The organism is Mesorhizobium sp. CA14, from assembly GCF_020165195.1.
Taxonomy (GTDB): Bacteria; Pseudomonadota; Alphaproteobacteria; order Rhizobiales; family Rhizobiaceae; genus Mesorhizobium.
The window spans coordinates 1-13,245 of the sequence record NZ_JAIUHR010000040.1; the positions used below are offsets into that span (position 1 = coordinate 1).

The 13,245-nt window shown below is 63.8% G+C and carries 13 protein-coding genes and 1 tRNA gene; 8 read left to right on the forward strand and 6 right to left on the reverse strand.

Translation table 11 applies throughout. The annotated features are described in order from the left end of the window. Positions 1 to 70: 70 nt before the first annotated feature. Together LB565_RS27890 and LB565_RS27895 are read right to left on the reverse strand one after the other, a co-directional pair. Positions 71 to 823 (reverse strand): sulfite exporter TauE/SafE family protein, encoded by a 753-nt coding sequence (locus tag LB565_RS27890; protein ID WP_224589300.1) that lies wholly within the window; start codon positions 821 to 823, stop codon positions 71 to 73. Positions 824 to 957: 134 nt separating this feature from the next. Beyond that, a complete protein-coding gene (locus tag LB565_RS27895; protein ID WP_040997220.1) occupies positions 958 to 1,425 on the reverse strand; it encodes an Hsp20 family protein in 468 nt (155 codons plus the stop codon). A gap of 515 nt (positions 1,426 to 1,940) precedes the next feature. On the opposite strand from LB565_RS27895, the gene LB565_RS27900 reads away from it, so the two are divergent. Both LB565_RS27900 and LB565_RS27905 read left to right on the forward strand, forming a co-directional pair. Then, complete coding sequence (locus tag LB565_RS27900) at positions 1,941 to 2,897, forward strand: alpha/beta fold hydrolase (protein ID WP_224589301.1); 957 nt, start codon at positions 1,941 to 1,943, stop codon at positions 2,895 to 2,897. A 297-nt stretch (positions 2,898 to 3,194) separates the two neighbouring features. Then, entirely contained in the window at positions 3,195 to 3,647 is a 453-nt protein-coding gene (locus LB565_RS27905; protein WP_224589302.1) for a hypothetical protein, read from the forward strand. A 64-nt stretch (positions 3,648 to 3,711) separates the two neighbouring features. Here the strand turns inward: LB565_RS27905 and hisN are convergent, their stop codons facing one another. After that, positions 3,712 to 4,485 (reverse strand): histidinol-phosphatase, encoded by a 774-nt coding sequence (hisN, locus tag LB565_RS27910; protein ID WP_224589303.1) that lies wholly within the window; start codon positions 4,483 to 4,485, stop codon positions 3,712 to 3,714. Between the two features lie 356 nt (positions 4,486 to 4,841). Continuing rightward, positions 4,842 to 5,798 carry an N-formylglutamate amidohydrolase gene (locus LB565_RS27915; RefSeq protein ID WP_224589304.1) on the reverse strand — a complete coding sequence of 319 codons (957 nt, stop codon included), beginning with the start codon at positions 5,796 to 5,798 and terminating at the stop codon, positions 4,842 to 4,844. A 149-nt stretch (positions 5,799 to 5,947) separates the two neighbouring features. Between LB565_RS27915 and cpdR the strand changes: the two genes are divergently transcribed. Together cpdR and LB565_RS27925 are read left to right on the forward strand one after the other, a co-directional pair. Next, positions 5,948 to 6,310: a cell cycle two-component system response regulator CpdR gene (gene cpdR, locus LB565_RS27920; RefSeq protein ID WP_006199474.1), complete on the forward strand. Its 363-nt coding sequence runs from the start codon at positions 5,948 to 5,950 to the stop codon at positions 6,308 to 6,310. A gap of 127 nt (positions 6,311 to 6,437) precedes the next feature. Continuing rightward, a tRNA-Val gene (locus LB565_RS27925) sits at positions 6,438 to 6,512 on the forward strand. A 436-nt stretch (positions 6,513 to 6,948) separates the two neighbouring features. On the opposite strand, the gene LB565_RS27930 is transcribed toward LB565_RS27925, so the two are convergent. Together LB565_RS27930 and LB565_RS27935 are read right to left on the reverse strand one after the other, a co-directional pair. Next, positions 6,949 to 7,242 carry a DUF1330 domain-containing protein gene (locus LB565_RS27930; RefSeq protein WP_224589305.1) on the reverse strand — a complete coding sequence of 98 codons (294 nt, stop codon included), beginning with the start codon at positions 7,240 to 7,242 and terminating at the stop codon, positions 6,949 to 6,951. Positions 7,243 to 7,422: 180 nt separating this feature from the next. Further along, positions 7,423 to 8,577 carry a dihydrodipicolinate synthase family protein gene (locus LB565_RS27935; RefSeq protein WP_224589306.1) on the reverse strand — a complete coding sequence of 385 codons (1,155 nt, stop codon included), beginning with the start codon at positions 8,575 to 8,577 and terminating at the stop codon, positions 7,423 to 7,425. A 243-nt stretch (positions 8,578 to 8,820) separates the two neighbouring features. Here LB565_RS27935 and LB565_RS27940 point away from each other — a divergent pair, with 243 nt between their 5' ends. The 4 genes from LB565_RS27940 to LB565_RS27955 are packed head-to-tail and all read left to right on the forward strand — an operon-like array spanning position 8,821 to position 13,244. Next, on the forward strand, positions 8,821 to 9,864 hold the full coding sequence (locus LB565_RS27940) for a LacI family DNA-binding transcriptional regulator (protein WP_224589307.1): 1,044 nt from the start codon (positions 8,821 to 8,823) through the stop codon (positions 9,862 to 9,864). Continuing rightward, positions 9,861 to 10,877, forward strand: coding sequence for a Gfo/Idh/MocA family protein (locus tag LB565_RS27945; protein ID WP_224589308.1), 1,017 nt, complete (start codon positions 9,861 to 9,863; stop codon positions 10,875 to 10,877). The genes LB565_RS27940 and LB565_RS27945 overlap by 4 nt, the downstream gene beginning before the upstream one ends. After that, positions 10,874 to 12,475 (forward strand): acyl CoA:acetate/3-ketoacid CoA transferase, encoded by a 1,602-nt coding sequence (locus tag LB565_RS27950; protein WP_224589309.1) that lies wholly within the window; start codon positions 10,874 to 10,876, stop codon positions 12,473 to 12,475. Before LB565_RS27945 ends, LB565_RS27950 begins: the two co-directional genes overlap by 4 nt. Then, positions 12,468 to 13,244 carry an enoyl-CoA hydratase/isomerase family protein gene (locus tag LB565_RS27955; RefSeq protein ID WP_224589310.1) on the forward strand — a complete coding sequence of 259 codons (777 nt, stop codon included), beginning with the start codon at positions 12,468 to 12,470 and terminating at the stop codon, positions 13,242 to 13,244. The genes LB565_RS27950 and LB565_RS27955 overlap by 8 nt, the downstream gene beginning before the upstream one ends. Position 13,245 lies beyond the last annotated feature (1 nt).

Here is a 13,245-nt window from a genome sequence, read left to right on the forward strand (position 1 = left end):
AGCCAGCATCTTGAATCACAAATCCAACCGAGCGGGAATCCCTTCCGATTCTATCGAGCGGTGAAACGCTCTAGGCGAGGAAGGGCCGCAGCAACAGCTCGACGCCGAGCAGGATCAGAAAAACCAGGAACCAGCGGCGGAAAGCAGCCGGACTGATCTTCTGGCGCAGCACCTGCCCCAGCCACATGCCGAGCAAGGCCGGCAGCACCGCAAAGGCAGACATCGCCAGATGTCCGGCATCGAATGCGCCATGTGACGCCAGTCCCAAAGCCAAGGCGATGGTGGAGACGGTGAAGGAAAGACCGAGCGACTGGATGAGATCGTCGCGGCTTAAGCCGAGCGCCTGGATATAAGGGACGGCAGGCACAACGAAGACACCGGTGCCGCCCGTCACCAGGCCGGTGAGGAAGCCCACGGCCGGTGAAGACCAGCGCTCTGTCCTCTCTGGAACCGAAGGCTGCCGCGCCAGCAATGTATAGGCAGCGTAAAGAATGAGCGCCGCGCCGAGGCCCGCGGTCGTCCATTTGACGTTGTCGCTGGCGAGCAGCCGCGCGCCGACGATCGTGCCGGCGAGAATGCCTGCCATCATCAGCCAGAGCCGGCGCAGGATCGCGGAAAAGCTCGGGCCGGCGAAAAGCTGCCAGACATTGGTGACGAAGGACGGAACGATGAGCAGCGAGGCGGCTGTCACCGGCGGCATGATCGTGCCCAGGAGGCCCATGGCCAGCGTCGGCAGGCCCATGCCGGTAACGCCCTTGACTATACCGGCGAGCAGGAAAGTGATTGCGACGGCGGCCGTCAACAGCAGGGAAAAATCGGACATAGTCCTTCATGATCCGCCGCTGCATGCTTCAAAAGAGCCAGAAAGACCCGTTGCCGATGGCACAATAAAAAGCGGCGCCTCGCGGCGCCGCTTTCGTCTCGGGAGGAGACTGGTATTACGGATGGACCCGCGGATTACGCGGCGGCTTTGGCCTCGATCTGCTTGGCCTTGTCCGAGGACGAGGTGATCGCGATCTTACGCGGCTTCAGTTCCTCGGGAATGTTGCGCTTGAGGTCGACGAAGAGCAGGCCGTTCTTCAGCGTGGCGCCTTCCACTTCGACATGATCGGCGAGCTGGAAGCGGCGCTCGAAGGACCGCGAGGCGATGCCGCGATAAAGCAGCTCCGACCCCTCGCTGTTGTTCTCTTCCTTGCGCTCGCCCTTGACAGTCAGCACGTTACGGTGGGCTTCGATCGAGATCTCGTCTTCCGAGAAGCCGGCAACGGCCATCGAGATGCGATAGGCGTTCTCGCCGGTGCGCTCGATGTTGTAGGGCGGATAAGTCTGCGCGGTCTCGGGCTGGCCGAGCGAATCGAGCATGGTGAACAGCCGGTCGAAGCCGACGGTCGAACGATAAAGCGGGGAAAAATCAACGTGACGCATAAGGTGTTCTCCTGTTGAGCAACATGGTTTGCGTGTGACCCGGTGCGAAACCCTTGCAAGGCGTTCCGGATAGGCCAGCGGCCCCGACAATCGGCGGCCGCAAGCTTCATTTGGGAAGCTCAAAAACCCATTTCAAGGCTTTCGTGACGGTCGCAATGCAGCCACGTTAATGAATGGTGGATGAACCACCGCTTCGGCGTCCGTTCAGTCAAGCAGCGCTAGGCTTTGTCCAAGCTCGAGCAATTCCGGGAAAAGTGTGAAGCGGTTTTCCGTCCGGAATTGCCTCAAGACAGAGAGACAAACGGCGCCTTCCCCTGCGCCGCGACGAGGCCGAACCGGGTGCAACGTCCCTTCCTCCCGGATCGACGAGGCCGGAAGTGCGCCGCAGGCACTTCCGGCCTTCCTCTCCGTGGCTTGCCGCGTAAATCCTCGCAACGCTTTGCTTTTGGCGGCTGGCCGTCTATCACCATGCCGACGCCTCGCCCGTCCGGGCAAAGAACAAGCAACGACGCCGAATGACGGATCTTTTCCATCTGACCGACGACAATCCCCCGCCGCAGAATGCCGCGGGCGGCTTCTTCACCACGCGTGACGGCAAGAAGATCCGCTACGGCGTCTTCGCCGCGGTCGCCCGTCCGTTGCAGGGCACGGTGGTTCTGCTGACCGGGCGCAACGAGTGCATCGAGAAATATTTCGAGACCATCCGCGATCTCGCCGATCGCGGCTTCGGCGTCGCCATCTTCGACTGGCGCGGCCAGGGCGATTCCAGCCGCCTGCTGCGCGACCGCCAGCGCGGCTATATCCGCAGCTTCCGCGACTATACGCGCGACCTCGAGCAATTCTTCGAGGAGATCGTGCTGCCCGACTGCCGCGGCCCCTATTACATCCTCGCCCACTCGACCGGTGCCGTGATTGCGCTGCTTGCCTCGCCGTCGATGGTCAACCGGGTGCGGCGCATGGTGCTGCTGGCACCTTTTCTGGAGGTGCCGGACCTGCCGGTCTCGATCGCCACGGTGCGACGCGTCTGCGCGATCTTCTGCGCGCTGGGTCTCGGCCGGCTCTACGCCGCGCTCGGTCCGCGGCCGAAAGTGCCGCCGGCTTTCGAGGTGAACAAGGTGACTTCGGATCCCGCACGCTACCGGCGCAATGTCGGCATCTACGAGGCCTGGCCGCAGCTGGCGCTCGGCGGCCCGACCATCCGCTGGCTGAAAGCTGCAGCCGCGGCCGCGAAAGCCATCAGCGATCCGGATTTCATGGCAAGGATCAAGGTGCCGATGCTGATCGTCGCAGCCGGCGCCGACCGGGTGGTCTCGACCAAGGCGGTTGAGGCCTATGCCCGGCGGCTGCGCGTCGGCTCGCTGTTGATGATCGACGGCGCCCAGCACGAAATCCTGCAGGAGAAGGACATCTATCGCGAGCAGCTCCTGGCCGCTTTCGACGCCTTCATTCCCGGCACCGGCGATGCCACTTGACGCCCGGTCGTGGGCAGGCGCCGCCGGCGGCGCCTTACGGCCGGCGCACGAGCTTCATGGCTAATGGGTTCGCGACCTCGCCGCTCCGTCCGCCCAATCTCGGCTGAACGCCGCCAGCGTTGACGGCGTTGTCACCTGCACGGTCATTCCCAATCCTGCGGCAAACGCGTGCAGAAACGGCTGACTGGAAGGCGCGCTCGCGCGGGAGCGACACCTCGTTTCCGCAAAGGCGCGGAACGCTAGATACCTCCCGAGGCGCCATGCGCCTGCCGACAAGGACCAGGAGGAGGAACGGACATGAACGCATCGCTGTCACGTCAGGGGCATCGCCTGTTGCAGATCGGCGTCGCCCTGCTGCTGTTTTCGTCATTCGAAGGATTTGCAATCCCGTACCTCGCCGCACCGCGCCTGGGGCTGTCGGCGCATACGCTCAGCGGCCTGGAGGCCGTTCTCCTCCTGGCGCTGGGTCTCCTTTGGGAAAGGCTCAACCTCAGCGCCGCCGCATCGCGGGTTGCGTTCTGGTTCCTGATCTATTCGGCTCTTGCCATTCTGGCCGCCTACGTGATGGCGAGCGTCTGGGGCGCCGGCAATGAGACGATGCCTTTGGCAGCCGGACCCTTCCACGGCAGCGCCTTTGAGGAGACGGCGATCAAGGGCATCGGGTATTCGTCGGCGCCAACCGGCCTCATTGCTTTCGCGCTCATTCTGTGGGGCTTGCGCCTTACAGACCATTCGTCAACCGACAGCTAGAGCGTGTAGTGCGCCGCAGTCTTACGCAGGCTTTGCATAAAACGGTCTCTTGGGCGCCTGGTGCTCAACCGCGCAGCGCCGCCATCGCCGCCGCATGCAGTTCCGGCGTCGCGGCCGCCAGTATGTCGCCGCCCTTCTCGGCCGGCCCGCCCTCGAAAGTGGTGATGACGCCGCCGGCCTTTTCGATGAGCGGGATCAGCGCGACGATATCGTAGGGCTTCAGGCCCGGGTCGGCGACGATGTCGATGCTGCCGGCCGCCAGCATGGCGAAGGCGTAGCAATCGGTGCCGTAGCGGGCGAGCTGCACCTTTGTCTCGAACTGGTCGTAGCGCTTGCGCGCATCGCCCTGGAACAGGGCCGGCGTGGTCGTAAACAGCGTCGCTTGCGCGAGCTCGGTCGTCTTGCGAGTCGCGAGCCGGCGCGGGCCGCCCGGGCCTTCGTAATGCGACCCGGATGCGTTGGCGTAGAACAGCTCGCCGGTGAAGGGTTGCGACATCATGCCGGCGACCGCGTCGCCATCGACAGTCAGCCCGACCAGCGTTCCCCAGACCGGGATGCCGGAAATGAAGGCGCGGGTGCCGTCGATCGGGTCGATCACCCAGACATGCCGGCTGGCGAGGTTCTGGCTGCCATGCTCTTCGCCGAGAATCCCATGTTCGGGGTATTCGGAGGAGATCAGCGCGCGGATCACGCGCTCGGCCTCGCGATCGGCCTCCGTGACCGGATCGAAGCTTCCCGCAAGCTTGTTCGTCACCGTTCCCTGGCTGCGGAAGCGCGGCAAGGTTTCCGCGGCGGCGGCACGCGCGATGCGCCGCATGAAATCGGTGCTGATATCCAAGTCGCTCTCCCCATCGCGGCTCTTGCCAGCCGCTCTTTCTCGCAGAACAGGCGCTTTGAAGACCGGTCAGGCGCCCGCTTTCTGTTGCCTGAATGCCACATCTGAACCGCCGAAGCGGAATTTCCACATCATATTGAATTAAAAAACCCTGATGTCGATTGACATTTGTGCGACGCACAATAATTTTGTTATCGGACAGGTTTTCCTGTCCATGCCCTCCTTGGGCGTTTCCTCCCTAGACTTCGACCGTGTCGTGAAAACGATGCGGTCTTTTTTTCGAGCAATTCCAGGAAAAGCGTGACGCGGTCTTCCGTCCGGAATTGCGTTTATAAGAACTCGGCCCGCCGACCGCGCCGTCATTCCGCCGCGAGCGGCAAATCGACGAAATGATGGTCGGGCATCGACATCAGGTCGGCCGAGAAGCGGGTCAGGTCACCGGCCAAAGCGTCGAAGCCGGCCGATTTCTGGAACGTCCGCTCGTCCATGTAAAGCCCGCGATTGACCTCGATCTGCAGCGCATGCAGATGCCGCGCCGGCCTGCCATAGTGCTCGGTGATGAAGCCTCCGGCATAGGGCTTGTTGTGCGCGACCGTGTAGCCCATGCCGACAAGCAGGCCGATCGCAGTTTCGGTGAGCGCCGGCGAGGCCGAGATGCCGAACCGGTCGCCGATGATGAAGTCGGGCCGCACGCCGCTGTCGCCGACGCGGATCGAGGCCGGCATCGAATGGCAGTCGATCAGCACGGCATAGCCGAACCTGGCATGCGTCCTGGTCAGGAGCCGCTTCAGCGTCTCGTGATAAGGCTTGTACACCGCTTCGATGCGTCCGACCGCCTCGGCCAGCGGCAGCCGGCCGGGATAGATATCGAGCCCCTCGCCGACCAGCTTCGGCACAGTGCCCAGCCCGCCGGCGACACGCGCCGAGCGGATGTTGCAGAAGGACGGCACCGGCTCCGCGAACATGCGTGGATCGAGTTCCCAGGGCTCGCGGTTGACGTCGAGATAGGCGCGCGGAAAATTGGCCGAAAGCAGCGGCGCGCCGAGCGGAACGGCGCCGCCGAACAGCTCCTCGACATAGCAGTCCTCCGACCGGCGGATGGCGTTGCGGTCGAGCCGCGCCATGGCAAGGAAACGCTCCGGATAGTGGCGGCCGCTATGCGGTGAGTTGAACAGGAAGGGGACGCGCTGTTCGGCGCCCGATCGGATTTCGAAGGGTGGAACGACCGAAAAATCCTCGGCTGCCGTCTTCAATTTGTACGAACCAGGAAACAGCACTGCATCATGACGCAAAACTTGCCACCTTGCGCCCGGCATGTCCAGCATTTCAGGCGGTGAAACCGCGCTTTGAACCGGATGTTGGATGCCCTTCATTCACTTGATGTTTACCGGCTCCGTCTCATATAGAGGATGGTTAACGGCCTTGCCCGGCGGCAGGCTTGGGCGGGTGATTCGGACGGGATATGATGGCACGCATTCTGCTGGCGGAAGACGATGACGATATGCGCCGCTTCCTCGTCAAGGCGCTGGAACGCGCCGGCTACCAGGTAAGCGATTTCGACAATGGCGCCAGCGCCTATGAGCGGCTGCGCGAGGAGCCTTTTTCGTTGCTTTTGACCGACATCGTCATGCCGGAGATGGACGGCATCGAGCTCGCCCGCCGCGCCACCGAGATCGATCCGGACCTCAAGGTGATGTTCATAACCGGCTTTGCCGCGGTCGCGCTCAATCCCGATTCCAAGGCGCCCAAGGACGCCAAGGTGCTGTCTAAGCCCTTCCACCTGCGCGATCTCGTCAACGAGGTCGAGAAGATGCTGCAGGCCGCCTGAGCCATCTTTGGCCTGCATCGAGGATCGCATCGGCAGGGACTTCACCGATGCGACAAACGGAAGCCGTCTTTCCACATTCCCGCTATTGACGCGCCGGATCAAAAATGGTGTATGCGCGGCTTCGGATGGGCGTGTAGCTCAGCGGGAGAGCACTGCATTGACATTGCAGGGGTCACAAGTTCAATCCTTGTCACGCCCACCATCCTTCCAATAACTGGCCGATCTCCGCCACTGGGACCCGAGCACGCCGGCCAGGAGCATCGCAGCCTCCGGGTCAGCCACTGGTCGCGCCCGGCAGCGACGTGAGCAGGCGGCGTCTTGATATTTGTGAAAGTGCACGCAGCGTGCTGCGATAGAATCCCCTCGCTGAACAGCCCATAGGCCTCTGTCGGCGGGATTTTTGTTGCGGCCTAATTTCATTAGTTGTCACTAAAATCATTGATGCAGAAACCCGCCAATTGGCGCATAATATTCGCCTGCCCCGCACAGCAATCCGGGGTAAGGGCCCGGCCTGTCTGCCCTAGTCCCCCGACTTCCCGCAGGCCGGGTATCGTATGTCTGGCCAGCTAATTCAGCCTGGGCGCCTTGTCGACAACGAAGGGCGCCAGCGCCCCCCGGAGCGGCGCTACGCGCGCTGATTATCCGAGATCTCCTTCGAACATCACGAGCACGCGATTCGACGCCTTGAGCGCGAAACGCATGGCTTCCTCATAGGCCGGGTCGGCGTAGCAGGCCTTGGCGATCTCCAGCGACGGAAACTCCACAAGCACCATGCGCTTGGCATCGCGCGCCTCGACGAGCAGAGGCGGCTGCTTCGTCGTGTTGGTTCGTGCCTGGTATTTTTCGCCGATCGGCTTCCAGAGGCGGCTGTACTCAGCCTGCGCTTCAGGGTCCGAAATCTCGGTTCCGACGATGAGCCAGTATCCCTTCACGCTGAAGCGCTCCCTGACGATTGCCGGCCTATACCATGAACTCGCCGATTGAAAGCGTCTCGTTCGGACCGATCGCCGATCTTGGCAGCCGCCGCGATCGCCGCATTGCCGCGCTCATCCAGAATTTGACAAGCGAATACGATTTGCCGGCGGAACGCAAATCCCGTCACGGGAACCGGCTCACACGCCCGCCATCGCCAGCAGTGCCTTCATCCTGGCGATAGCAAGCTCGGGGTCGGCCAGCAGGCCGGCCTGGTCGGAGAGGCGGAAGACGTCCGCGTAATGGCATATGCCGCGCGCCGACTGCATGCCGCCGACCATCGTGAAATGGTCCTGATGCCCGTTCAGCCAGGCCATGAAGACGATGCCGGCCTTGTAGTATTCTGTCGGCGCTTCGAAGATCTTGCGCGACAGCGACACGGTCGGCGCCATCAGCGCGTCGTAAGCGGCCTTGTCGCCCTGCGTCAACTTCGCCAGCGCAGCGTTGGCGACCGGGGCGATGGCGTCGAAGATGCCGAGCAGCGCGTGCGAATGCCTCTTGCCGTCCCCTGCGATCAGCTCCGGGTAATTGAAATCGTCGCCGGTGAACATCACGACGCCCTCTGGCAGCCGGTCGCGCAGCAGCACTTCCTTCTCCGCGTCGAGCAACGATATCTTGATGCCCTCGACCTTGCTAGCATGCCGCTCGATGATGGCGACGACCGTATCGAGCGCGGCATCGAAATCGTTGCTGCCCCAATAATCCTTGAGCGCCGGATCGAACATGTCGCCCAGCCAGTGCAGGATGACCTTGCCTGACGCCTGGGAGAGCATCCGGTCATAGACGCGGGCATAATCGTCCGGCCCCTTTGCCACTGCCGCCAGCGCGCGGCTCGCCATCATGATCGCCTTGCCGCCCTCGCCTTCGATGAAGGCGAATTGCTCTTCATAGGCGCGGATGACGTCGTCGAGCGTGTTGGCCGCCGCCGGTGCCAGGTGATCGGTCCCCGCCCCCGATGCGAGATCGGCGCCCGGCACCGTTTTCGCCTCCGCGATTGAGCGGCGGATCAATTCCTTGGCGCTCGCCCAGTCGAAACCCATGCCGCGCTGGGAGGTATCCATGGCCTCGGCGATGCGGAAGCCGAGCCGCCACAGATGGTGGCGGAACGCCATGGTCCGATCCCAGTCGATCGCCGGCCGCGACCAGGGATTGGTCATGGCGATTGGGTCGGCAACGACATGGGCGGCGGCATAGGCGATGCGCGAAAAACGCGCGTCCTTGATCGGTTCGGCCGGTTTGCCGACGAGCCGGTAGCTGACCCGGTCGCCATTTGCCGCAGGCAAGATGATGTCCATGGAATTCTCCCGTCGCGGCCGCTATAAATGGAACGTTCCAATAAATCAAGAAGCTTTATGATTCAAGACGTCGAGCCGGCGGAGCACTGTGCCTCCTTGGGTAGGCTCCTTGCATTCGTTGGAGTTTTGAACCGCTTCAATCAATTTTTCAAATCTCCGATGGAATCGCGATTGACTCCTATTTGGATCGATGATTAGAACGTTCCAATAAATTTTGCTCAAAATACGGAGGGCGCGAGGAGGATGGCCAGCCGGGCCAAGGCGACGATCCTGGACATCGCCCGCGAGGCCGGCGTGTCCAAATCGACGGTGTCGCTCGTGCTGCAGGGCAGCGGGCTGATCCGGCCTGAAACCGCGACCAGGGTGCGCAAGGCGATCGAGGATGTCGGCTATGTCTACAACCGCGGCGCCGCCAATCTGCGCAAGGCCCATTCCAACGTCATCGGCATGGTGATCAACGATCTCACCAATCCGTTCTTCGCCGAGCTTGCCGTCGGCATGGAGCGCGTCTTCCAGGCGGCAGGCGTCGTGCCCTTCATCGCCAACACGGCTGAAAACCCGGTGCGACAGGAAGAGGTGCTGAAGTCACTGATGGAGCAGGGTGTAGCCGGGCTCATCGTCTCGCCGGCGCGCGGCACCACGCCGGGCGCCTTCCGCCGCATCGAGGCGGCCGGCGTGCCGATCGTCTTTACCATGCGCCGGCTGCCTGAGAGCCGCATCCCGGTGATTGCGCCCGACAATCATCGCGGCGCCGTGCTTGCCACCGAGCATCTGATCCGCAGGGGTCATCGCCGCCTTGCGTTCTTTGGTGGCTCGTCCGACCTCATTGTCTATCACCAGCGACTGGGCGGGTTCATCGAAGCCTGCGAAACGCTCGGCATTCCGGCCTCCGACCGGCTGATCGTCGAGGGCGAGACCAGCCGCAAGGGTGGCATGGCCTGCCTGGAGACGGCGCTTGCCGCAGCGCAGCCGCCAACAGCGGCGCTCTGCTTCAACGATGCGGTCGCCTTCGGCGTCATGCTGGCGCTGCGTAAACGCGGCTTCGAGGCAGGGGCGGACTTCGCCGTCGTCGGCTTCGACGATGTCGCCGAGGCCGAGCATTACAGCCCGGCGCTGACCAGCGTTGCCGTCAATACCGCGGGCCTCGGCGAGCGGGCCGCCCACGTCATGCTGAAGATGATCCAGTCGCGCACCACGCGCGCCGAGGACCATATCGGCGCCGTCAGCCTCGTCGTTCGCGAAAGCAGCGGTCCGGACCGCAATAGCCAAGTGGGAGACGCGGCATGAGCGTGCGATGGGGATTGATCGGCGCCAGCACGATCGCCAGACAGTTCATGATCGATGCCATCCGCGCGCAGGCCGATGGCGAGATCGCCGCTGTGATGAGCTCAAATCCGGAGCGCGCGGAGGCTTATGCGAGGGAAAACGGCATCGCACGCGCCGTCTCGTCTCTCGACGCGCTGCTCAACTCAGATATCGACGCCGTCTACATCTCGACCACCAACGAATTGCACCTCGAGCAGGGGCTTGCCGCCATCAAGGCCGGCAAGCATGTGCTGTGCGAGAAGCCGTTGGCGCTGACCAGCGCCGATGCGCGTGAGATGGTTGTCGCCGCAAAAGCCGCCGGCATCGTCTTTGGCACCAACCACCATTTGCGCAATGCCGGCGCGCACCGCGCCATGCGGGAGGCGATCGCCGCCGGCCGCATCGGCAAGCCGATCGCGGCGCGCGTCTTCCACTCCGTCTATCTGCCGGAAAACCTGCAGGGTTGGCGTATCGCCAGGCCCGAAGCCGGCGGCGGCGTGGTGCTCGACATTACTGTGCACGACGCCGACACGCTGCGCTTCGTGCTCGGCGACGATCCGGTCGAGATCTCCGCCTTCACGCAGTCGGCCGGGATGGCAGCCGGTGGCCTGGAGGACGGGGCCATGTGCATCTGGCGCTTCAAGTCCGGCGTCATCGCGCAGTCGCATGAGGGCTTCACCACCAAATTCGCCGGCACCGGCTTCGAGGTGCATGGCTCGGAAGGCTCACTGATCGCTACCGATGTGATGACGCAGAAGCCGATCGGTTCTGTGCTACTGCGTACCGCCAATGGCGAGGAAGAGCTGAACTTCGACCGCGAGGACCTCTACACCCGCTCGCTGCGCTACTTCCATGCCGCGATACGCGGCGAAGGCCAGCCTGCCGCCACCGGCGAGGACGGCGTCTGGTCGCTGGCGTCGGCCGAAGCAGCACTGCAATCGTCGAACACCGGCAAGGCCGTCGCCATCGACCCGCAACTTGGGGGCCTCGCGTGAGCAAGCTCGTCTCGGCGGCCCATGCCGCCAGCCTGATCAGGGACGGCATGGTCGTCTCGGTGTCATCGTCGAGCGGGCTTGGCTGTCCCGATGCCGTGCTTGCCGCGATCGGCGAGCGCTTCGATGCGGAAGGCCATCCTAAGGGGATCACCACGCTGCACCCGATCGCCGCCGGCGACATGTACGGCATCAAGGGCATCGACCATCTCGCCAAGCCCGGCCTGCTCAAGCGCACGCTCTGCGGCTCCTATCCATCCGGCCCCTCTTCCGCCGAACCGCCGCAGATCTGGAAGATGATCGGCGACAATTCGGTCGCCGCCTACAACGTGCCCTCCGGCATCCTGTTCGACATGCATCGCGAAGCCGCCGCCAAGCGGCCGGGCGTGCTGACCAAGGTCGGCCTCGACACCTTCGCCGATCCGCGTCACCAAGGCTGCGCCATGAATGCGGCGGCTAATGAGCCGATTGTTTCGGTCGAGCAGTTCGACGGCGAGGAATGGCTCTATTTCCGCGCCATCGTGCCCAACATTTCGATCATTCGCGCCACCACGGCCGACGAGCGCGGCAACCTCACCTACGAGCATGAAGGCGCCTATCTCGGTGGGCTGGAGCAGGCGCTGGCCGCCCGCAACAATGGCGGCATCGTCATTGCGCAGGTCAAGCGCGTCGTCGAAAACGGCACCCTGAAGCCGCATGACGTGCGTGTGCCGGGCGTGCTGGTCGACCACATCGTGGTGGCGCCCGACCAGTTGCAGACGACCCAGACCCCTTACGACCCGGCGATCTCCGGCGAGATTTTTCGGCCGCTATCGACCTTCCGCACGCCGGAGATGAACATCCAGAAGGTCATCGCGCGCCGCGTCGCCATGGAATTGCGCAACGGTATGGCCGTCAACATCGGTTTCGGCATCTCGGCCAACGTGCCGCGCATCCTTCTCGAGGAAGGCCAGCACGGCAAGGTTACCTGGGTGATCGAGCAGGGCGCGGTCGGCGGCGTGCCATTGCTCGACTTCAAGTTCGGCTGCGCCTCGAATGCCGAGGCGATCATGCCTTCGCCGCACCAGTTCATCTATTTCCAGGCCGGCGGCTTCGACGCCTCGCTGCTCTCCTTCCTGCAGATCGACCGGCATGGCTCGGTCAACGTCTCGAAGCTCTCAGCGCGGCCGCATGTGACCGCCGGCGCCGGCGGCTTCGTCGACATCACCGCGCGGGCGAGGAAGATCGTCTTTTCCGGCTTCTTCAATGCCGGCGCGAAACTCTCGCTGGCGAACAGCGCCATCCGCATCGACCAGGAAGGCAAGGTTAAGAAGGTGGTCGCGGAGGTCGAGCACATCTCCTTCTCGGGAAAACGCGCCGTCGCGCAAGGGCAGGACATCACCTATGTCACCGAGCGCTGCGTGATGAAGCTGACGCCGGACGGGCTGATGGTCACAGAGCTGGCGCCCGGCATCGATCTCGAGCGCGATGTGCTGGCGCAGGCCGAGATCCCGCTCGCTGTGGCGAACGACCTCAAGGTCACGCCTGCGGCGCTCTATCAGGACCGGCCGATCGGTCTGTCGCTCAATGGCGGCGCTTCGCTCGGAGGCACGCATGGCTGAGGGTCTCGTCATCTTCGAAAAGGACGGCGCCATCGGCATCGTCACGCTGCGCCGGCCGGAAAAGTTCAACGCGCTCGACATCCCGATGCTGCACGCGCTCGAGGCGGCGGTTGACGAAGCAGAACTGGCCGAGAACGTTCGCGCCGTGCTCATCCGCGGCGAAGGCAAGGGCTTTTGCGCCGGCGGCGACGTCGAGGCCTGGGGACGATTAAGCGCCGCCGATTTCCAGGTGCAATGGGTGCGCTATGGCCACCGCGTCTTCGACCGGCTGGCGCGGCTCAGGCAACCGACCATCGCTGTGCTCTCCGGTCATGCGCTGGGCGGCGGGCTGGAACTGGCCGCGGCCTGCGATTTCCGCGTCGCCGAAACGCAGGTGAAGCTCGGCTTTCCCGAAACCTCGATCGGCGTCGTTCCCGGCTGGTCGGGTACGCAGCGCGCCGTGCGCCGCTTCGGCGCACAGATCGTGCGTCGGATGGCGATTGGCGGCGAGGTTTTCCTGGCAGCCGACGCGCTGGCGCACGGCGTCGTCGACCGCGTCGTCGAGACCGGCAAGGCCTTCGACGAAGCCAAGGCCTGGGCCGAAAAAATCGCCGAGCGCGGCCCGCTGGCGACCGAGGCCGCCAAGCTGATGATCGGCATCGCCGAGGGCGAGGAAAACGCCGCCGCGACCGAGGCGCTGGCCAGCGGCTTCATCGCGCTGACAGGCGACCTCAAAACCGGCGTCGGCGCCTTCAAGGCCAAGCAGAAGCCAGCCTTTTCGAGATCCTAGA